16 protein-coding genes are annotated in these 19,501 nt (G+C 66.7%); 15 read left to right on the top strand and 1 reads right to left on the bottom strand.

Features of this window, described 5'->3' with window-relative positions:
* Window positions 1–53: 53 nt before the first annotated feature.
* Window positions 54–404, top strand: a complete 351-nt coding sequence (gene erpA / locus ABHF91_RS12690; RefSeq protein WP_409420640.1) for an iron-sulfur cluster insertion protein ErpA — start codon at window positions 54–56, stop codon at window positions 402–404.
* A 97-nt stretch (window positions 405–501) separates the two neighbouring features.
* Here the strand turns inward: erpA and ABHF91_RS12685 are convergent, their stop codons facing one another.
* Window positions 502–1,722, bottom strand: a complete 1,221-nt coding sequence (locus tag ABHF91_RS12685; RefSeq protein WP_409420639.1) for an MFS transporter — start codon at window positions 1,720–1,722, stop codon at window positions 502–504.
* Window positions 1,723–1,789: 67 nt separating this feature from the next.
* Here ABHF91_RS12685 and ABHF91_RS12680 point away from each other — a divergent pair, with 67 nt between their 5' ends.
* The 14 genes from ABHF91_RS12680 to ABHF91_RS12615 all read left to right on the top strand — a co-directional run bounded on the left by ABHF91_RS12680 (window position 1,790) and on the right by ABHF91_RS12615 (window position 19,482).
* Window positions 1,790–2,458, top strand: a complete 669-nt coding sequence (locus tag ABHF91_RS12680; RefSeq protein ID WP_409420638.1) for a 4'-phosphopantetheinyl transferase family protein — start codon at window positions 1,790–1,792, stop codon at window positions 2,456–2,458.
* A gap of 73 nt (window positions 2,459–2,531) precedes the next feature.
* Window positions 2,532–3,722 carry an isochorismate synthase MenF gene (locus ABHF91_RS12675; protein ID WP_409420637.1) on the top strand — a complete coding sequence of 397 codons (1,191 nt, stop codon included), beginning with the start codon at window positions 2,532–2,534 and terminating at the stop codon, window positions 3,720–3,722.
* Entirely contained in the window at window positions 3,719–5,350 is a 1,632-nt protein-coding gene (locus tag ABHF91_RS12670) for a (2,3-dihydroxybenzoyl)adenylate synthase (protein WP_409420636.1), read from the top strand. The genes ABHF91_RS12675 and ABHF91_RS12670 overlap by 4 nt, the downstream gene beginning before the upstream one ends.
* Window positions 5,351–5,352: 2 nt before the next feature.
* Window positions 5,353–6,222 carry an isochorismatase family protein gene (locus ABHF91_RS12665; protein ID WP_409420635.1) on the top strand — a complete coding sequence of 290 codons (870 nt, stop codon included), beginning with the start codon at window positions 5,353–5,355 and terminating at the stop codon, window positions 6,220–6,222.
* Window positions 6,215–10,150, top strand: coding sequence for an amino acid adenylation domain-containing protein (locus ABHF91_RS12660; RefSeq protein WP_409420634.1), 3,936 nt, complete (start codon window positions 6,215–6,217; stop codon window positions 10,148–10,150). Before ABHF91_RS12665 ends, ABHF91_RS12660 begins: the two co-directional genes overlap by 8 nt.
* Window positions 10,147–11,097, top strand: coding sequence for a hypothetical protein (locus tag ABHF91_RS12655; RefSeq protein WP_409420633.1), 951 nt, complete (start codon window positions 10,147–10,149; stop codon window positions 11,095–11,097). Before ABHF91_RS12660 ends, ABHF91_RS12655 begins: the two co-directional genes overlap by 4 nt.
* 58 nt (window positions 11,098–11,155) lie before the next feature.
* A complete protein-coding gene (locus ABHF91_RS12650; RefSeq protein ID WP_409420632.1) occupies window positions 11,156–11,980 on the top strand; it encodes a siderophore-interacting protein in 825 nt (274 codons plus the stop codon).
* The gene (locus ABHF91_RS12645; protein ID WP_409420631.1) at window positions 11,977–12,939 is read left to right on the top strand and encodes an iron-siderophore ABC transporter substrate-binding protein; all 963 of its coding nucleotides are present in this window, start codon (window positions 11,977–11,979) and stop codon (window positions 12,937–12,939) included. The genes ABHF91_RS12650 and ABHF91_RS12645 overlap by 4 nt, the downstream gene beginning before the upstream one ends.
* On the top strand, window positions 12,936–13,967 hold the full coding sequence (locus ABHF91_RS12640; RefSeq protein ID WP_409420630.1) for a FecCD family ABC transporter permease: 1,032 nt from the start codon (window positions 12,936–12,938) through the stop codon (window positions 13,965–13,967). Before ABHF91_RS12645 ends, ABHF91_RS12640 begins: the two co-directional genes overlap by 4 nt.
* Before the next feature lie 27 nt (window positions 13,968–13,994).
* The gene (locus ABHF91_RS12635; RefSeq protein ID WP_409420629.1) at window positions 13,995–15,038 is read left to right on the top strand and encodes a FecCD family ABC transporter permease; all 1,044 of its coding nucleotides are present in this window, start codon (window positions 13,995–13,997) and stop codon (window positions 15,036–15,038) included.
* 3 nt (window positions 15,039–15,041) lie between these two features.
* The gene (locus ABHF91_RS12630; protein ID WP_409420628.1) at window positions 15,042–15,833 is read left to right on the top strand and encodes an ABC transporter ATP-binding protein; all 792 of its coding nucleotides are present in this window, start codon (window positions 15,042–15,044) and stop codon (window positions 15,831–15,833) included.
* A complete protein-coding gene (locus ABHF91_RS12625) occupies window positions 15,830–16,609 on the top strand; it encodes a 2,3-dihydro-2,3-dihydroxybenzoate dehydrogenase (RefSeq protein ID WP_409420627.1) in 780 nt (259 codons plus the stop codon). Before ABHF91_RS12630 ends, ABHF91_RS12625 begins: the two co-directional genes overlap by 4 nt.
* 98 nt (window positions 16,610–16,707) lie before the next feature.
* Window positions 16,708–18,699 (top strand): TonB-dependent receptor domain-containing protein, encoded by a 1,992-nt coding sequence (locus tag ABHF91_RS12620; protein ID WP_409420626.1) that lies wholly within the window; start codon window positions 16,708–16,710, stop codon window positions 18,697–18,699.
* A gap of 156 nt (window positions 18,700–18,855) precedes the next feature.
* The gene (locus ABHF91_RS12615; RefSeq protein WP_409420625.1) at window positions 18,856–19,482 is read left to right on the top strand and encodes a DUF2057 family protein; all 627 of its coding nucleotides are present in this window, start codon (window positions 18,856–18,858) and stop codon (window positions 19,480–19,482) included.
* Window positions 19,483–19,501: the final 19 nt, after the last annotated feature.

The raw sequence follows: 19,501 nt of genomic DNA, 5'->3' as shown, positions 1-19,501 counted from the left end.
CTCCCAACTCGGGTATTGGATAATCCGCCCCATTGCATTATGTGAGGTTGATCATGAGCGACAGTGTTGAGATGCAGTTCCCCATCGAGATGACCGCGGCCGCCGCGGCCAAGATCAAGAGCCTGATCACCGAAGAGGAGAATCCGGAACTCAAGCTGCGGGTGTACATCACCGGCGGCGGTTGCTCCGGCTTCCAGTACGGCTTCACCTTCGACGAGAAGATCAATGACGGCGATACCGTGGTGGAGCGCGATGGCGTCATCATGGTGGTGGACGGCATGAGCCTGCAGTACCTGGTGGGCGGCACCGTGGACTACACCGAGGGCCTCGAAGGCTCCCGCTTCTTGGTGACCAACCCCAATGCCACCACCACCTGCGGCTGCGGCTCCTCCTTCTCCATCTAAGCCGCCCCCGCTATTGCCTTGCCCAAGGGCCTGCTGCTGCAGGCCCTTTTTGTTTGTGCGCCTGCTGTTGCAGGCCCTTTTTGTTGGCGCGTCGGCCTCAGGCCGTGCTGGGCTCTGCCCGGGGTAGGGGCGGGATCCGCAGACACAGGACCATGGCCGCCAGGGTGGCCAGCCCGCCCAGCAGACCGGCATAGCCATAGCCGCTGACCCCCTGTTCGCTCACCTGCACCAGTTGTCCTGCCACCGTGGCCCCGGCGGCGGTGGCCAACTGCTGGCAGCTGGCGTTCATGGCCAGAAAGCCGCCCCGCAGCGCCGGATCCACCGAGCTGGTCACCAGGGCCACCGCCGGCACAGAGCGGCAGGGTACCAGCAGGAAGAACAGGGTGGTGGCCAGCAGCAGGCCGTACCAGGGCAGGGGGGGCAACTGAGTGATGAGCGTGATGGGCAGCAGGGAGAGGCCGGCGAGGCGCAAGAAGGCCTGGGGCTTGCCCACCCGGTCGCTCCAGCCGCCGACCCAGCGGCTGGCCAGCAGGGTGGCGGCGCCCCCCAGCAGGTAGACCCAGGAGAGCAGGCCGCTGGAGACCTGCAACGCTTGGGTCAGATAGATGGCCAGAAACGGCATGACGCAGGCACCGGAGAAGACGCCGCAACAGACAAACAGCAAGGCGGCGCGGTGGCGCCGGGGCGCCAGTATGCGTCCCCACATGGCCAGGGGGTGGCTCAGCTTGGCTTGCGGCATGGGTGGTCGGCGGGGCAGGCGCCAGGCCGCTACCAGGGCACAGGGCAATGCCAGGGTGGCGAGCAGGACAAAGGGCAGCCGCCAACCGCCCAGCTCGCTGAGCCAGAGGGCCAAGGGCACCCCCAGTATGCTGGCCAGGGAGAACATGGACATCATGAGGCCGGTGGCGCGACCGCGCCGCTCCGGCGGGATCAGATCGCCGATCAGGGTCTGCACCATGGCGCTGAGCATGCCGCCGGCGAGGCCGCTTACCCCCCGGGCCAGCAGCAAGACGCCATAATCACTGGCCAGACCGCACAGCAGCGTCATCAGGCTGAATAGGGCAAACAGGCAGAGCAGCAGCCGCTTGCGCTCCACCCGGTCGATAAACAGGGCCGCAATCAGGCCTCCCACGGCGGCACACAGGGCATAGGCCGTCACCAGGCTGGCAAACTGGCCGCTGGAGAGGGCCAGCTGGCTCATCAGTTGCGGGGCCAGGGGCTGCAACATCAGCAGATCCAGCAGGTGATAGAAGTGAATGGCGGCCAGGGGCCACAGTAGCCAGGCATCCTGCCGGGCCGTGGAGCTGGATGGGATCATGATGATTGCCTTAGACGCGAATGCTTGGCACTCTATCGCCAATGAGAATCAATATCAATAATGCCTCATGTTGTTTTTGTATCGCTGGTCTGTGCAGCAGCCTCGGCTAACCGACTGTCTGGCCTGGCTGGATGAGCGGGAGCGGCTGCGGCTGGCCCAGCTGCGTCAACCCCACTTGGCTGACCAATATGCCCATGCCCACCTTGGCTTGCGCTGCCTCCTGGGCCAGATGCGGGGCGAGCATCCGTCGGCGCTGCGTTTCGAGGTTGGAGAAAACGGCAAGCCGACCCTGGTCGGCGGCCCCCATTTTTCCTTGAGTCATGCGGCTGGATACGCCCTGTTGGCCATCTCGACCCAGGCTCCAGTGGGGGTGGATCTGGAGGCGGTGGATCCCCACTCTGCGATGGATTGGCTACCCCCTCTGCTCAGTGCCGAAGAGCGAATGCGGCAACAGCAACTGGGGCCGGCTTGGTCACCGTGGCGGTTCTGGGTGCGCAAGGAGGCCTGGCTTAAGGCGCTGGGCCATGGGTTGACCCGCTGGGGCAGTACGCCGGTTTGCTGCCACCCCGAGGCCGGTTGTTACCCTGTCACCGACCAAGGGGGATGGGTGCGGGATCTCTGTCTGTCATCCCCCTGGATAGGGGCGCTGGCCTGGTCGATCGATCGCCCCTTACCACCTGTGCCCTGCCTCGAGATCCAGCTGGCACGACAAACGAAACAATTCCATTGCAAGTGAGAATGATTCCCAATAAGATCCATTTCCCTTGATGGGAGGTGCTGTGGCACCGGATACGATGGAGAGTCGCGCTATGGATGCTTGCCCCGCGTTTAATCGCCCCAACATGCCCGGTGAGGTGCTGTTATCTCAGTACCGACCCGGCATGCCGTTCTTTTTCGCCTCACCCAGCGGCACCCTGCTGATCCCGGATGCGGCCCAGTGCGATCCCTTGCCGGGGGAAAGTTTAACGACACTGCTGCCCACCTTGCGTCATTGGCTGCAACAGGCGCCCGACGGGGCCTGCATCGCCGGTGCCATCCCCTTTGGTCGGCAGGAGCCGGTGCGGTTGTGGCTGGCCAAGGCGCCCAGATTCGGCCAGCCCCTGCAAAAAGAGTCCCACTCCCGCCCATTGGCCAGCCAGGCTCAGTTCTATCAGTCCGTGCCCAGCGCAGAAGACTTTGAGGCGGCGGTGGGGCTGGCCAGGGACGCCTTGCGGCAAGGTCCGGTACAGAAGGTTGTACTGGGGCGACAGCTGCAGATTGAGACCCGTGATGCCGTGGATCAAGCGGCTCTGTTGCGCCATCTGGCACTGGCACATGGTGCCGGGTATCGCTTTGCGCTGGGGCTCGCGGCCCAGGATGCACCGGCCAGCCTGATGGGAGCCAGTCCTGAGCTGCTGATCGCCTGCCATGACGGCCAGTTTGAGGCCTTGCCCCTGGCCGGTACCCTGGCCCGCGGCAGCCATACGCAGGAGGATGCGCAGCAGGCGCAGCGTTTGCTGGCCTCGCGCAAGGATCAGCATGAGCATGCCCTGATGATCCAGGGCATACGGGAGGCCTTGCAGGGGCTGGGTTGTCAGACCTGGATCCCCGAGACTCCCCAGCTTATTCCCACGCCCACCCTGTGGCATCTGGCCACCCCGATCCGCGGGCGGCTGCCGGCATCCCATCTGGGCGTTTTGGATCTGCTGCAATGCTTGCATCCGACCCCGGCCGTCGGGGGCTATCCCACTGAGCCTGCGCTGGCGTTGATGGATCGTCTGGAACACGATCCCAGGGGGCTGTTTACCGGTGCCGTGGGCTGGTGTGATGCCCAGGGCAACGGCGAATGGGCCGTCACCATTCGCTGTGCCCAGGTGCAAGGCAACCGGGCCACCCTCTATGCCGGCGCCGGCGTGGTGGCTGACTCCGACCCTGCCGCCGAGCGACGGGAGACGGCGGCCAAGTTTCAGACCCTGTTGGGGGCGCTGGGGCTGAGTGGCTGGACGGAGGGTCTGGCATGACGACTCAGGATCTCGGCTGGACTCCATGGCCTGCGGCGCTGGCCACCTACTACCGTGCTGCCGGCTATTGGCTGGGGCAACCCTTGAGTCAACTGCTGCTGCGGGGGGCGGCCTGTTACAGCGACCAGACGGCCCTCATCTGCGGTCAGCGGCAATGGAGTTACAGCCAGCTGGAGCAGGCTGTGACGCAACTGGCCCAGGGAGTGCTGACGCTGGGTTGGCAGCCTGGCGACAAGGTGGTGATCCAGCTGCCCAATCGGGCCGAGTTTTATCTGCTGTTTCTGGCGTTGCTGCGGCTGGGCATAGTTCCTGTGCTGGCCCTGCCGGCCCACCGGCGCCGGGAGATCGTCAGCTTCTGCCAGCAGGTAGAGGCAGTGGCCTATGTGAGTGCCGATGTCTGGCAGGGCTTTGATTACCGTGTGCTGGCGCGACAGGTTCAGGCTCAGTGTCCGACCTTGCGGCACCTGCTGGTGCTTGGGGAGGCGCAGGAGCTGACACCCTGGCCGCTGGCCGGCACCCCGCCGGCCAGGGCGTTGCCAGCACCACCACCGGCCTCCGCCCTGGCCTTTTTTCAGCTGTCAGGGGGCACCACTGGGCTGCCCAAGCTGATCCCTCGTACTCATGATGACTATTTCTACAGCGTTCGCGAGAGTGCCCGTCTGTGCGGCCTGACGCCCGAGCAGCGGTTTTTGTGCGTGCTGCCGGCAGCCCATAACTACCCGCTGAGCTCTCCCGGGGCGCTGGGGATCTGGTGGGCGGGCGGTTGCGTCATTCTGGCGGAGGGACCCGAGCCCGCCACGGCGTTCGAGCTGGTGGCACGCCATCAGATCAATCACCTGGCCCTGGTGCCGTCGCTGCTGCAACTGTGGTTGGCCCAGCCCAACGCCGAGGTGAAGCTGGCGGGGATCCGCCTGCTGCAGGTGGGGGGCGCCCCCCTGGCGCCCACCCTGGCGCAGCAAGCCATCCAGCGCCTGCCGGCCTGCCAGTTTCAGCAGGTCTTCGGCATGGCGGAAGGCCTGGTCAACTACACCCGCCTGGGCGATGCCGAGGAGCGGCTGCTGCATAGCCAGGGGCGCCCCATCAGCCCGGATGACAAGATAGTGATACTGGATGATGAGGACAGGCCCGTGCCTGTGGGCCAGGAGGGCAACCTGCTGACCCGCGGTCCCTACACCATTCGCGGTTATTACCGCGCCGCTGAACACAATGCCCTGGCCTTTACCCCGGAGGGGTTTTATCGCACCGGAGATCGGGTTCGCTTGCGGGCGGACGGTTATCTCCAGGTGGTGGGCCGCAGCAAGGACCAGATCAATCGGGGCGGGGAGAAGATCGCCGCCGCCGAGTTGGAGGCCTGCCTGCTGCAACACCCCGCCGTCGCCGCCGCTGCCGCCCTGGGGCTGCCCGATGAGGCGCTGGGGGAGCGGATCTGTGCCTGTCTGGTGCTCAAGGGAGAGACGCCCCTGGGGCTGCCGCAGCTGCGGCTCTTCTTACGGGAGCTGGGTCTGGCGGAATACAAGTTGCCAGATCGGCTGACACTGCTCGAACGCCTGCCGCTGACCCCGGTGGGCAAGGTCCATAAACGCCGTCTGCTGGAGATGCTGCAGGCGGCCACCATGACAAAGGATTGATGATGACGATACCTACCATTGCCGCCTATGAGATGCCGACCGCTTGCGCCAGCGAGCGGGTTGACTGGCGCCTGGACCCGGCCCGCAGCGTCTTGCTGATCCACGACATGCAGGACTATTTCCTCGACTTTTACGATGCCGACCTGGCGCCGATCCCGTCTCTGCTGGCCCATCTGCAGGCCCTGGTGGCCCGTGCCCGCCAGCTGGGGATCCCGGTGGTTTACACGGCCCAGCCGGCCCAGCAGTCCGCCGAGGAGCGCGGCCTGCTGACCGACATGTGGGGGCCCGGACTGCCGGCCCGTCCTGAGGCCAGCGCCATCGTGTCCTGCCTGGCACCCGCCCCCCAGGATCTGGTATTGACCAAGTGGCGCTACAGCGCCTTTGTCCGCAGCGAGCTGCGGGAAAAAATGCGCCAATGGGGCCGGGATCAACTGGTGATCGGGGGTGTCTATGGCCATATCGGGGTGCTGATGAGCGCCTGCGATGCATTCATGCAGGATATACAGCCCTTCGTGCTGGCCGATGGGATAGCGGACTTCTCCGCCGAAGAACACCGTCTGGCCCTGGACTATGTCGCCAAGCGCTGCGGGCGGATACCGACCACGGACCAGGTGCTGTCGGCCTGGCCGGCTGCCCTGCCGGAGTCTGCCGAGGCGCTGCGGGCGCTCCTGGCCCAGATCTTGGGGATCCCGCCTGAGCAGCTGGGTTGGCAGGACGATCTGCTGGAGTGGGGGCTCGACTCCATCCGTGTCATGGGCTGGCTGGGGCGCTGGCAGCGCGCCGGCGTTCAGCTCAGTCTGGCGCAATTGGCCGAGGAGCCCACGGTGGCGGGATGGTGGCGACTCCTCGCCCAGGAGGTGGCCCATGTCTGAGTGGCTCGCCCTGACCCAGGCCCAACAGGGGATCTGGTTTGCCATGCAGCAGGCGCCGCAGCGCCTGGACTTCAACACAGGGGAGTGGCTGACCATAGAGGGAGATCTGGATCCGGCGGCACTGTCGGCGGCGCTGGAGCAGTTGTGGCGGCAGACGCCCAGCCTGACCCTGTGTTTTACCGAACACCAGGGGGTGCCGAGGCAGCGGCCGTCAGGGCGACCGGCCCCCAAGGTACAAGCGGCAGATTTTCGTGGGGCGTCCGATCCGCTCCTGGCCGGGCAGGCCTGGGCGCGGCAGCTGATCCGGGCTCCCTATCCGCCTGAGGGCGAGGACTGGATACGTTTGGGTTTGGCGCGACTGGGGGAGCGATCCTGGGGCCTGGTGCTGGCCGCCCATCACCTGGTGTTGGATGGTTATGGCTATGGCCTCCTGATCCAGTCCCTGGGGCGGCTGTATCTGGCGGCGTGTCAGGGCGCAGCCTGGCCCGCCAGCCGCCAGCCGGCGCTGGCGCTGCTGTTGGCGCAGGAACAGGCCTATCTGGCATCGGATCAGGCGCAAGCAGACAGCACCTACTGGCAGGCGCAGATGGCCGACTGGCCAATGCCGGCCGCCTTGACCGCCGCCGCGGGGGGAACAGGGCTTGGGGGCGATGAGCCCCTTGTTCTGCAGCAGCGCTGGGAGGGGCCCCTGTGGCAACGCATTGTGGATACTGCCGCCGGCTATGGTCTGGGAGAGCAGGAGTGGTTGTGTGCCCTGTTTGCCCTCTATCTGCACCGCTGGAGTGGGGAGGCGGCCCTGAGCTTGTGCCTGCCTCAGATGTGTCGACGGGATGCCGTGAGTCTGCAGAGCGCCGGCGTCAAGGTGAACCTGTTGCCGCTGCGGGTGCAATTTGCGCCGGGGTTGACCCTGGCGCAGCTGGCGGCGCAGGTGCGCCAGGGGTTGAGCGCGTTGCGGCGGCATCAGCAGTGGCGTTACGAGGCGCTGTTGCGACTGTGTCCCTCGGTTGCCGAGGGGCAGGAGGCGCCCTTTGGGCCGCAACTGAATTTCCTGCCCTTCACTGCCGATCTGCGCTGGGGGGCGCTCACCTTGCGTCAGCAGACCCTGGCCAGCGGCCCGGTGCCAGATCTGGCGCTGTTCTTCACGCCCGATGCCCAGGGGATGCTCTGCCGCTGGGAGGCGGATCCTAAGCGTTATGACCAAGCCCTGCTGGCGCGTCATCAGGCCCGGTTTGCCCAGCTGGTGCAGCAGGCCTGCGCAGCGCCGGCCGGCCAACTGGTGGCGACCCTGCCCTGGCTGCTGGCCGAGGATTGGGCCGAGCAGGCCAGTTGGCAGGGCGCCAGCCGGCCTGTGCCGCCAGTCAGCCTGAGCCAATTGTTTGAGGCACAGGTTTCTCGCACCCCGGATGCCGAGGCCCTGGTCTATGAAGACCAGCGTCTGAGCTACCGGCAGCTCAACGAGGCCATCAATCGACTGGCGCACCTGCTGCTGGCCCAGGGGGTGACGGCGGGGGATCGGGTGGCAGTGGCGCTGCCGCGCAGCCTGGAGCTGGTGATCAGCCTGCATGCGATTCACAAGTGTGGGGCCGCCTACCTGCCCCTGGATCCGGATTATCCTCCGGCCCGCCTGCAGGACATGCTCTCCCGCAGTGCCCCCCGGCTGCTGATCCAGTTTGCCCGGCAGCCTGTGTTGCCTGAAGCGGACACCCCCCAGTTGCGTCTGGGGGATCCGGCGGTGGAGCAGGCGCTAGCCATGGCCCCCAGTCATAATCCCGCGCCGGCCCCCGAGGCGGGGCAACTGCCGGCGTATGTCATCTACACCTCGGGATCCACCGGTCGACCCAAGGGGGTGGTGGTGGGGCAGGCGGCCATCGTCAATCGTCTGCTGTGGATGCAGCGAGCCTATCCGCTGGCCCAGGGGGACAGGGTGCTGCAGAAGACCCCATCGGGCTTTGATGTCTCGGTCTGGGAGTTTTTCTGGCCATTGCAGACCGGCGCCGCCCTGGTGATGGCACGACCGGGCGGGCATAAGGATCCTGGGTATCTGAGTCAGCTCATCGGTCGGGAGGCCATCAGCTGCCTGCACTTTGTGCCCTCCATGCTGGCCTTGTTCCTGCAGGAGGGGGAGTTGGGCTCCTGTGGCAGTCTGCGGCTGCTGTTTTGCAGCGGGGAGGCCCTGCCGGCCACGGTGGCGCAGGAGACACTGCGCCGGCTGCCCGCCTTGGCGCTGCATAACCTCTATGGCCCGACCGAGGCCGCGGTGGATGTGACCTACTGGCCTTGCGCCCGGCACGAGACCGAGGTGCCCATAGGTCGTCCCATCGACAACCTGGAGTGCCTGGTGCTGGATCCCCTGGGGCAACCCCTGCCTGCCGGCGCCTGTGGCGAACTCTATCTGGGCGGTACCGGCTTGGCCGAGGGCTATCTGTTCCAACCCGAGCTGACGGCGGAGCGCTTTGTGCCTCATCCCCTGCAGCCGGGGGCGCGCCTGTATCGCACCGGCGACCTGGCCTGCTGGCGGGCGGATGGTGCCCTGCTCTATCTGGGACGCTGCGATTTCCAGGTGAAGATCCGCGGCCAGCGTATGGAGCTCGGGGAGGTGGAGCATCAGCTGGCGGCGCTGCCGGCCGTGGCCCAGGTGGCGGTGCTGGCACGGGAAGATAGACCCGGCGATCAGCGACTGGTGGCCTATCTGGTGGCGCGGCAGGCTACCCTGGACGACGAGGCGGTGCGTGCGGCCCTGTCGGCCGTGTTGCCTGAGTTCATGGTGCCGTCGGCCTTCGTCTGGCTGGCGGCCTTGCCTCTGTCTGCCAACGGCAAGTTGGATCGACGGGCGCTGCCGGCCCCCACCTATGGCTCGTCCGATGGCCGGGCGCCGGCCAGTGAACAGGAGGCCGCGCTGTGCCGGGCGTTTGCCGAGATCCTGGGCCGTGACAGTGTCGGGCCGGATGAGCATTTCTTCTTGAATGGTGGGCATTCCCTGCTGGCGGCCCGGCTGATCAGCCAGTTGCGTCAGCAGGGGGCTCAGAGCCTGACGCTGGCCCAGCTGTTTGCGCATCCGACGCCGGCGGCCCTGGCGCGTCAACTGACCGGTACGGGCCAGGACGATGACGATGGCCTGGGGGTCCTGTTCTGCCTGCGTCGCGGGGATCCGGCGGAGCGCCCCCTGTTCTGTGTGCACCCGGCGGGGGGGATCAGCTGGTGCTATTCGCCACTGCTCAAGGTTCTGCCCACCCATCTCCCCCTCTATGGTCTGCAGGCCCGCGGCCTACGGGATGGCGAGGATCTGCCACAGGATATGACCGCCATGGCCCTGGATTATCTGGCCCAGCTGCGTCAGATCCAGCCGACCGGGCCCTACCGCCTCATCGGTTGGTCCATCGGCGGCATGATAGCCCACCACCTGGCCTGCCTGCTGCAACAGCAGGGGGAGCAGGTGGAGCTGCTTGGGCTGCTGGATGCCTATCCCAGCGATCAATGGCGCCAGTTGCCGGCGCCTGAGGAGCAGGAGATCTGTCAGGCGCTGCTGCGGATGGCGAGCCTGGATGAGAATCAGTGGTCTGGCCCCTGGCAGCGGGACGCCGTGTTCGAGCGGCTGCTGCAACCGGACAGTGCCCTGGCCTGTCTGGAGGCGCGCCACCTGGCGGCCTTCGTGGCGGTGGTGATCAATAATCGGCGGCTGTTTACCGGCACGGCGCACCTGCGTTTTGACGGGGATCTGCTGTTCTTCAATGCGGCCCTGCCCCGCAGCGAAACCTGGTTGTCGCCGCTGGACTGGCAGCCCTATGTCGGGGGGCGGATCCTGCAGCACGACATCGCCTGTCAGCACCAGCACATGATCAAAGCCGGCCCCCTGAGCCAGATTGGGGAACAGCTGGGCCAGGCGCTGGGCTATGCCCCGCTGACTGCGCTGAGGCAGGTGGCCTCATGAATTTGCCCTGGCTACCGGCCGGTGAGGCGCTGGCGGCCCGATTGGCCCAGCACCAGATCGTCGCCCTGGGTGAGGTGCACTGGACCGGCCAACCCTACGACTGGCTGTGCGACTGGCTGGCAACGCCCGGACATGCCGACCTGCTGGATACCCTGGTGGTGGAGTTTGGCAATGGCCGCCATCAGGCCGTGCTGGATGCCTACCTGGCCGGCGAGGCGGTGAGCGGGGCGGCCCTGCAGGCCGTGCTGCAGGATGCCCTCTTCAGCCTGACCTGGAGCCACCCGGCCTACCTGCGTCTGTTGGGCTGTCTGCGTCAGCTCAATCAGGCCCGGCCCGCCCGGCGGCGGATCCGGATCTGTCTGGCCGAGGCGCCCTTTGACTGGCAGGCCCCCGATCTGGCGCAAGCCTGGCAGCGGGCCCTGGCTCGGCGTGAAGACGACTACTACCACTGCGTGCAGCGGCAGGTGCTGGCACCGGGGCGGCGGGCGCTGCTGCTGTTCGGCGCCTTCCACCTGCGTAGGCTTGGCGAATCCCAACCCCAGCTGGCCCACCACATCCTGGACCCACTAGGGGCGCGGCTGGCGCGCCAGCTGGGGGAGCAGATCTACTTTATCTGGCCGCACTTCACCGCAGATCCGGCGGTCTTGCATGCCCTGAGCGAGGGGCAAGGACAGGGGCCGCGCCTCTGTCATCTGGCGGGCACCCCATTGGCACAGCGGATCTTCGGCCAGCTGCATCCACGGCTGCCCAGTAGCCGGTGCCTGGGGGAATTGACCGACGGCTATCTCGATCTGGGAGACTTGCCCCGCCGGCAGCAATTGCCGGCCGACTGGCTGGCGGATGGCACCTGGCGCCGTGAGATCTGGTGTCGGGCCCGGGCGCTGCCTATCGATGCCGGGGAGGCATTGCAGCAACAGCTGCAACGTCTGGGTGTACAAGATAACTGATAATCGTTATCATTAAGCTATAGGTAAGCGACACCCTGCTGTGTCTCAGGAGGCCTTAATGACTCAAGTTCCATCCGGCAGCCCACGCTGTCATCACCTCTGGCTGGCCGAGCGCGTGGCCCTTGGCCCACATCTCATCCGCCTCTGGTTGCGGGGGGAGGCCCTGGCCCTGTTGCCCGCCGATTGCGCCGGGGCCCACGTCAAGCTGATGTTCCCCCAACCTGGGGAGGATGAGCCGCAACTGCCCCACTGGGATGGCCAGGGGATGCGCTGGGCCGATCCTACCGCCAAGCCCTGGGTACGCACCTATACCATTGCCGCCTTCGACGGCCAGCGCCTGGCCATCGATTTTGTGCGTCACACGTCACCGGGGCCGGCGGCCAACTGGGCCGCCCATGCCCCCGTCGGCGCCCGTCTTGGCTTCGGCATCCCCGGGCCGGCGCTGCCCTGGCTGGCGCTAGAGCGCTATCAACTGCTGGGGGGCGATCTGACCGCCCTGCCCATGCTCTCGGCCCTGCTGGCTCGGCTGCCGCAGCGCGCCCGCGGGGAGGCCTGGATCAGCGTGCCCAGCGAGGCGGATCGGCAGCCGCTGGTGGCGCCGCCCGGCATCCGGTTGCACTGGCTGACGGATACCAGCCCGGCCCAGTCGGCCTGGAGTCAGGCCCTGACCCAGTGCGCGGCGCCCGGCGAGCCGGTGTGCGTCACTCTGGCCGGGGAGGCCGGTGCCTTGCAACAGGCCCGGCGTCATCTCAAGGGGCTGGGGCTCATAGCGCGGCCCCACAGCTACACCATCCCCTTCTGGCAGCTGGCCCACAGTGAAGAGGGGTTTCATGCCGAGCGGCACCGGCTGATGGATGCCGCCCTGGCGGAGGATTTGGTATGAAGAAGTGGCGCAAGTTGGGGGTCTTTACCCTGATGCTGGGGGTGCTGGTGGCCCATGCCTGCCAGAGCCGGCTGCATGCCGCCGAGCTGATCCAGGTGACCGATGCCCTGGGGCGCAGCGTCAGCCTGCCGGCCCAGCCCCAGCGCATCGTGGCCCTGGGGGAGCTGGATCTGGATTGTCTGCTGGCGTTGGGGATACAGCCGGTGGCTACCACCGCCGGACGTGGCCAGCTGGGGGTGGCTCACTACCTGCAGAGCCAGCGGCTGCCCGATGGCCAACCGGTGAGCAGCCTGCCCCTGGTGGGCCTGTTCAGCCAGCCCTCCCTGGACAAACTCATCCAGGTGCGACCGGATCTGATCCTCACCAGCAGTGTGCTGGATCCGCGGATCCTGGCTCAGCTATCCCAGGTGGCGCCGACCCTGTTCATCGGCAAGTTTGGTGAGCCCTGGAAGGAGGTGTTCAGCCGCCTGGCCGGTTGGCTGGGCCGGGAGGAGACCGCCCAGGCCTTCCTGGCAGAATATCAGGCCCGGGCTGGCGCCTTGCAGGCCCGCTGGGCAGGTCGTTCTGATCGGCAGATCAGCATAGTGCGCTGGGATCCCAAGGGGCCCGGTTTCATGCAGGCCGACAGCTTCGCCAGCCTGGTGGCGCGGGATGCCGGTCTCAGCCGACCTGTTGCCCAGCAGGTGCCCGGGGTCATGCATTCGCCGCCCCTGAGCCTGGAGGCCCTCTCCAGCCTGGATGGCGACTGGCTGTTCATGGGGGTGCTGGATCCCAAGGGACAGCAGGCCCAGACCCTGGCCCAGCTGGCGAGCCAGCCGCTGTTTAGCCGCCTGAAGGCGGTACAGGCGGGCCATCTGGTGCTGATGGACGGTTCCATGTGGACCAGTAACGGCGGCCCGCTGGCGGCCCTCGGCGTGCAGCAGGATCTGGCGGCTGCCCTGGATGGCGCCACACCGTGAGTCAAACGCTGACCTGTTCGCCGGCCATGTCGTTGGCCGGGAGGCCCTGGCTGCTGACCGGGGTTCTCGTGCTGGCCCCTGCCAGCCTGATGTTGCTGTCGCTGCTGTGCGGGGCCGGGGAGTGGACTATGGCACAGGCGCTGGACGGATTGCTGGGCCGATCGGTGCCGGCGGATCTGCAATTGGTGATGAGCCAGTTGCGCTGGCCCCGCACCCTGGGAGCCTGGCTTATCGGCGCCTTGCTGGGGCTGGCCGCCACCCTGCTGCAGACGGCCACCCGTAATCCATTGGCGGAAACCGGCCTGTTGGGCATCAACGGCGGGGCGGCCCTGGGGGTGGTGCTGGGGCTGTTCTGCGGCCAGATAGTGCTGCCGTTGGATTATTTCCCCTGGGCCATGGCCGGCGCCCTGCTGGGCAACGCTTGCATACTGCTGCTCTTGCGCCGGGCGGGCCCCCGGGCCTCGCCTCTGCGCCTCATCCTGGCCGGCGCCGCCCTCTCCGCCACCTTCCAGGGCATCACCTCAGTGCTCTTGCTGTTCGATCAGAATGCCTATGACCAGTACCGCTTCTGGGTACTGGGATCCCTCGTGGGGATCCGCTGGCCCATGGTGATCTGGCTGGCCGGCTTTGCCCTCATCGGCGGCCTGCTGGCCTGGGTCCTGGCCAGGCCGCTCTGCGCCCTGCAGCTGGGCCAGGAGAGTGCCCGCGCCCTGGGCTATCGGCCCGGCCTTATCCGGCTGCTGGTCAGCGCCCTGGTGGCTTGGCTGGCCGGCAGTGCCGTGGCGGTGGCCGGTCCCTTGCTGCTCATCGGTTTGCTGGGGGCCCTGTGCGCCCATGCCCTGCTGGGGCCGCGCCTGTTGCCCCGTTTGGCCCTGAGTGCCTGGTTTGGTGGCCTGCTGCTGCTGGCAGCGGACATCGCCGCCCGCCTGGTGCTGCGGCCCTACGATCTGCCGGTGAGCCTGCTGCTGGCCCTGCTCGGATCCCCCGTGCTCATCGCCCTCGTGTGGCGCGCCCGGCTGCACTGGTAGCCCGGCCTCAGACATTAAGGATTTTCCATGTGGTATCAGAGTCGGACCGCCGGACTTGTCTGGCGACAGGGGGGCATGAGTCTGCGTCTGCCCCTCGGGCCAGGGCTGGCGGCGCTGGCGGGCCTGGGCCTGTTGTTGCTGCTGCTGGGATTGTGCCTGATGGCGGGGGATACCTGGCTGGTGCCGGCGGATCTGCTGAGCCTGTGGCGCGGCGAGGCCGAGCCCTGGTTACGCCTGCTGGTGTGGGACATCCGCCTGCCGAGGCTCTTGACCGGACTGGGGGTTGGCGCCGTGCTGGCCCTGGCGGGCTCGTTGCTGCAGGCGGTGGCCCGCAATCCATTGGCCACCCCGGATCTGCTGGGCATCAATCACGGCGCCCTGCTGGCGGTGCTGGCGGGGCTCTGGCTGGGCAACTCCCCCTTGTTGGGGGGAGCTCTGCTGGCCGGGTTGGGGGCCAGTGTGACCCTGCTGTTGCTGTTGCTGCTGTGTGGTCGGGGCTTGCAGGGGCATCGCCTGGTACTGATGGGGCTGGGGTTGGGGATCGCCCTGCGGGCCGCCGGCGAGATGGTGATAACCCAGCTGCCTTTGCATCAGGCGGCCAGCGTCTACACCTGGAGCCTGGGCAGCCTGCTGGGCCGGGATTGGTCGGCGGTGCAGCAGGTGTCCCTGGGCCTGGCTGTCTTATTGCCCCTGGCGCGCTGGCTGGGGCAGCCCCTGACCCTGTTGCGGTTTGAGCCGGCCCTGGCTCGCAGCCTGGGGGTGCGCCTGCTGCCGTTGCGCTGGCTGGCCCTGCTGCTGGCGGCGGCCTCGGCGGGGCTGGCCACCGCCCTGGCGGGCCCCATCGCCTTCGTGGCTCTGATGGCGCCGGTGATACTGCAGCGCCTGGCGCCGGGCACCCGACTGCCCCTGGTGCGCAGCGCCCTGCTGGGCGGCGCCACCGTCATGCTGGCCGATACCCTGGGACGGGTGATACTGCCCCAGGGTGAGCTGCCGGTTGGTGTTATCTGTACCCTGCTTGGGGGGCCCTTCTTGCTGTGGCTGCTCTGGCAGGCGCCCCCCGACAAGGAGTAAGCCATGCAACTTGAGGTGTCTGAACTGCAACTGGGCTATGACAGGCTCATCGTAAAACGCCTATCCCTCAGTCTGTCTGCCGGCCAATTGATGATCCTCATAGGTCCCAATGGCTGCGGCAAGTCCACCCTGCTCAAGTCCCTGGCGGGCCAGTTACCGCCCCAGCAAGGCGAGATCCGGCTCGATGGTACCCCCCTGACCGATTTCAGCCCCCGGGCCCTGGCCCGGCGCATCGCCTACCTGCCGCAAAGCCCGCTGGCGCCCGATGGACTCAGGGTGCGGGATCTGGTGGCCTATGGCCGTCATCCTCACCAGGGCTTGTTCCGCCAGTGGTCGGCGGCCGACGAGGCGGCGGTGGAGCAGGCCCTGGCCGACACGGATCTCTCCGAGCTGGCGGATCGGCGGCTGGAGGCCATCTCCGGTGGCCAGCGGCAGCGGGCCTGGTTGGCCCTGGCCCTGGCCCAGCAGGCAGATCTGCTGTTGCTGGATGAGCCGGTGAGCATGCTGGATCTGGGGCATCAGCTGGAGGTGATGGAGCTGGTGCACCGCCTCAGCCGTCAGGGGCGCGCCATCATCATGGTGCTGCACGACTTGATGGCGGCGGCGCGCTACGCCGATGTACTGGTGGCCATGCGGGACGGCCAACTGGTGGCGGCGGGTAAGCCGGCCGAGGTGCTGACCCCCGAGCGGGTGGCGGCCCTGTATGATGTGCAGGCCCAGATCTTGACTGCGCCGGGGGATGGCTCACCCGTGGTGGTGCCTGTGCTGGGGCAACGGTCGGAGATCCGGGTATGAACCGCTGGCAATGGCGTGGCGAACGGGTGCTGGTGACGGGTGGCGCGCAAGGCATAGGGGAGGCAGTGGTGACGGCGCTGCTGGCCGAAGGGCGACAGGTCATGGTCTGGGATCGGGATAAACGCGCCTTGGATGGGCTCAGCGAACGGCATGCCGGGGCAGGCTTGCAGGTGGCCGAGGTCGATATGGCGCAGTGGCAGGAGTTGGCACCTCGGGTGGCGGAATTGGAGGCCTGTTGGGGCCCCATCGATTACTTGGTGAACGTGGCCGGTGTGCTGGCCATGGCGTCGGCCTTGTCGTTGACCCCGGAGCAGTGGCTACACAGCTTTGCCGTGAACACCCATGGGCCATTTTTTCTGTCCCAGGCGGTGGGGGGCCGGATGGCGGCCCGCGGCGGCGGCGCCATAGTGACGGTGGGGTCGAACGCCGGGCGGACACCCAGGGTGCAGATGGCGGCATATGGCGCCAGCAAGGCGGCCACGCTCTCCTGGATGCGCACCCTGGGGCTGGAGTTGGCGGGCCAGGGGGTGCGCTGCAATCTGGTGTCGCCGGGTTCTACGGATACCCGGATGCAGCGTCAGCTCTGGCAGGATGAGTCAGGCCCGGCCCGCGTGATTGAGGGCTCCCTGGCGGATTATCGCCTCGGCATCCCCTTGGGTCGTCTGTGCCAGCCTGCACAGGTCGCGGATGCTGTGCTGTTCTTGCTGTCTGAGCAGGCGGCACAGATCACCTTGCATGATCTACGGGTGGATGGCGGCGCGACCCTGGATCAATAGTAAGTGATAATCACTCGCAAATGGATTGTTTCGAGGGCCGCTTCTGGTTAAAATCAATAATGATAACCAATATCATTAACAATAAAAGGATTTTAACCATGCGGATCCAACAACCCTCAATGACCCCGGTGGCCGCCGTGCTGCTGGGCCTGATCTACGGGGCGCCCGCCCTGGCCGACGACGACACCGCTTCCGAATTGGCCTCCGTGGTGGTGACCGCCTCCAATACCGAACAAACCCTGGCCACGGCGCCGGCCACCGTTTCCGTCATCACCAGCGAACAGCTGGCCAAGGAGCCGGTGCGGGATCTCACCGAGGTGCTGAAGAAAGAGGCGGGCCTGTCCGTCAAGCGCAGCGGCAACCGCGACACTATCGTCATGCGCGGTCTGGACAGCGCCTATGTGCTGATGATGGTGGACGGCCGCCGCATCGACTCCACCACGGGCGTGTTCCGCGGCAACGACTTCGATACCGGCTGGATCCCCTTGGAGGCCATAGAGCGTATCGAGGTGGTGCGGGGCCCCATGTCCTCCCTCTATGGCTCCGATGCCATGGGCGGGGTGATCAACATCATCACCAAGGCGGTGCCGGACGAGTGGCACACCAGTATCCAGGGCAACACCACTATCTCGGAAAACCGCAAGGCTGGCGATGCCGGCCAGGGCAGCTTCTACACCGCCGGTAAGCTCACCGACGGCTTGGGGCTCGCCTTGTATGGCAGCCTGGCGGAGCGGGAGGCGGACGATGATGACATCAACGCCTCCGGCGTGGATGGCTTGGATGCCATGCGCGATAAGTCGGTGGGCAGCAAGCTGAGCTGGCAGGCGGCACCCAACCAGCGGCTCACCACCACCCTGGATTACAGCGACCGCTACCACGACTTCCAGCAACTGGAGCGGGTGGCCGGGGAAATTCGGCACGACGGCCAGTGGGGCTTCGGCGACAGCAAGTTCAGCGTGCAGGCGGATCAGACCAAGAACAAGACGGGCAACGTCAACGGCGGGAGCAACCCCAACAAGGCGCAGAACCTGCTGTTCAACGGCAGTGTGGATCTGCCGCTGGAGACCGCCAACCAGCTGCTGACCCTGGGGGGCGAGTGGCGCTATCAGTCCCTGGACGATCCCAGCAGCTTTGTCGGCCTGCCGGGCAGCGACACTGAGACGTCGGGCAGCGAGTCGGTCACCCAGTTTGCCCTGTTTGCCGAGGATGGCATCGGCCTGCGGGACGATCTGATCCTCACCCTGGGGACCCGGCTGGACAAGCATGAGAACTTCGGCAGCCACCTGAGCCCGCGGGCCTACCTCAACTGGCTGCTGGACGACCACTGGGTGGTGAAGGGGGGCTGGGGCCAGGCCTTCAAGGCGCCGACCCTGTTGCAGAACAGCCCGAACTGGGGCTCCGCCTCCTGCGGCAGCGCCACCGCCGGCTGCTGGATCATCGGCAACGCAGATCTCAAGCCGGAGACCTCCAACAGCTATGAGCTGGGCCTGCTGGCCGACTACAGCAACTGGGGCGGCGGCATCACCTTGTTCTACAACGATATCAAGGACATGATCGATATCACCAGCCGCACCAAGGATGTGACGCTGGCGCCCTCCTACGACAACTTCGTCGGCTTCCTGGCCGATGGCCGGCCCATCTTCGAATACCAGAACGTCGCCCGGGTCGAGACCAAGGGGGTGGAGCTGACCGGGCGTTATCGCTTCGGTCCGCGCTGGGACATGAACGCCAACTACACCTACCTGGACGCCACCAACAAGAGCTACGACTACGACCTGCCCCTGGTCTACCGACCCAAGCACGAAGCCAACGCCACTCTCAACTGGGCGGTGAGCGACAGCCTCAAGAGCTTTGCCGGCGTGAGTTACACCGGCGCCCAGTACACCTCTGTGCCCACCTCGGGGTCCAACATGGTGAAGAACGGCGGCTACACCACCTTCGATCTGGGGACCAACTACCGGGTGACCCGCAGCACCACCCTGGGCTTTGGGGTGTTGAACCTGACCGACAAGACCCTGGAGCCCACCGCCTCCACCGACTTCAACCTGGAGGGACGGCGTTACTACGCCAGCTTCAACACCCAGTTCTAAATTCCATCCACGTCAAAGCGCTTGCCGGGGCCTAGCCCCGGCTTTTTTATGGCGATTTGCACGCTCCGGCGGGCTGAGATAAAACTGTCATCTTGTCGGCGTATCCTCGGACGGTTTGCAGTCCCCCGGTGTGGGGGAGTTAAGGAGAAATAGACGATGCGGTTAGTGTGGGCCTTGTTATTAAGCGGTATGACCCTGGCCAGTCAGGCGGCCCAGTTACAGCTGGCCGATTCCTGGCAGTTGCTGGCCCTGATGCCACGCCAGAGCTTTGCCAGCCATGGGGTGGCGCTGGCTCCGGGTGAGTATCAGTTGCTGGTGCGCTACGAGGGGGTGATCCCGGCGCGCAGCAACAGCGAATTCGACGAGACCCATCACTCCGCGCCCCAGTGGCTGCGGCTGCAGATCCAGGGCGATGGTCAGTTGCAGATCCTGGATCCGGCCCTGGCCGATGGTAAGGCCATGGCCGCCTTTGCCAAGGCGCCCCAGGTGACGCTGACCGGGGAGGGGGGCCAGCTGCTGGCCCAGCAGCCGGTGCCCCTCAAGGGCTTCGTGCTGGGCACCGACTACCAGGCGCTGCTGGAGGAGCAGGTGGCGCTGGCCTCGGCCCGTGGGGCTAGCGGTCAGGCGGTGACGGCGACCATGGCCGTGGCGGCCGCCGCCACCCCCGCTGCGTCCGCTGCCAAGGCAGGGACGGTCAGCGAGGCCGAGCTGCAGCAGCTGTTCCTGCAGGCGGATCCCGCCCTGCGCAAGCGCTTCGTCAGCTGGGCCATCGGCCAGTTGTAGCCCGGGTTTTGTCCCGTAG

It is taken from the genome of Pseudaeromonas aegiceratis, from assembly GCF_046254905.1.
Taxonomy (GTDB): domain Bacteria; phylum Pseudomonadota; class Gammaproteobacteria; order Enterobacterales; family Aeromonadaceae; genus Pseudaeromonas; species Pseudaeromonas aegiceratis.
The sequence above is the reverse complement of the archived record's forward strand: the minus strand, read 5'-3'. Positions and strand labels throughout refer to the sequence as shown.

Excerpts from the sequence above, each read along its gene's own strand:
- erpA (WP_409420640.1), top strand. The coding sequence starts at position 54 with ATGAGCGACAGTGTTGAGATGCAGTTCCCCATCGAGATGACCGCGGCC.
- ABHF91_RS12685 (WP_409420639.1), bottom strand. The coding sequence starts at position 1,722 with ATGATCCCATCCAGCTCCACGGCCCGGCAGGATGCCTGGCTACTGTGG.
- ABHF91_RS12680 (WP_409420638.1), top strand. The coding sequence starts at position 1,790 with ATGTTGTTTTTGTATCGCTGGTCTGTGCAGCAGCCTCGGCTAACCGAC.
- ABHF91_RS12675 (WP_409420637.1), top strand. The coding sequence starts at position 2,532 with ATGGATGCTTGCCCCGCGTTTAATCGCCCCAACATGCCCGGTGAGGTG.
- ABHF91_RS12670 (WP_409420636.1), top strand. The coding sequence starts at position 3,719 with ATGACGACTCAGGATCTCGGCTGGACTCCATGGCCTGCGGCGCTGGCC.
- ABHF91_RS12665 (WP_409420635.1), top strand. The coding sequence starts at position 5,353 with ATGACGATACCTACCATTGCCGCCTATGAGATGCCGACCGCTTGCGCC.
- ABHF91_RS12660 (WP_409420634.1), top strand. The coding sequence starts at position 6,215 with ATGTCTGAGTGGCTCGCCCTGACCCAGGCCCAACAGGGGATCTGGTTT.
- ABHF91_RS12655 (WP_409420633.1), top strand. The coding sequence starts at position 10,147 with ATGAATTTGCCCTGGCTACCGGCCGGTGAGGCGCTGGCGGCCCGATTG.
- ABHF91_RS12650 (WP_409420632.1), top strand. The coding sequence starts at position 11,156 with ATGACTCAAGTTCCATCCGGCAGCCCACGCTGTCATCACCTCTGGCTG.
- ABHF91_RS12645 (WP_409420631.1), top strand. The coding sequence starts at position 11,977 with ATGAAGAAGTGGCGCAAGTTGGGGGTCTTTACCCTGATGCTGGGGGTG.
- ABHF91_RS12635 (WP_409420629.1), top strand. The coding sequence starts at position 13,995 with ATGTGGTATCAGAGTCGGACCGCCGGACTTGTCTGGCGACAGGGGGGC.
- ABHF91_RS12630 (WP_409420628.1), top strand. The coding sequence starts at position 15,042 with ATGCAACTTGAGGTGTCTGAACTGCAACTGGGCTATGACAGGCTCATC.
- ABHF91_RS12625 (WP_409420627.1), top strand. The coding sequence starts at position 15,830 with ATGAACCGCTGGCAATGGCGTGGCGAACGGGTGCTGGTGACGGGTGGC.
- ABHF91_RS12620 (WP_409420626.1), top strand. The coding sequence starts at position 16,708 with ATGCGGATCCAACAACCCTCAATGACCCCGGTGGCCGCCGTGCTGCTG.
- ABHF91_RS12615 (WP_409420625.1), top strand. The coding sequence starts at position 18,856 with ATGCGGTTAGTGTGGGCCTTGTTATTAAGCGGTATGACCCTGGCCAGT.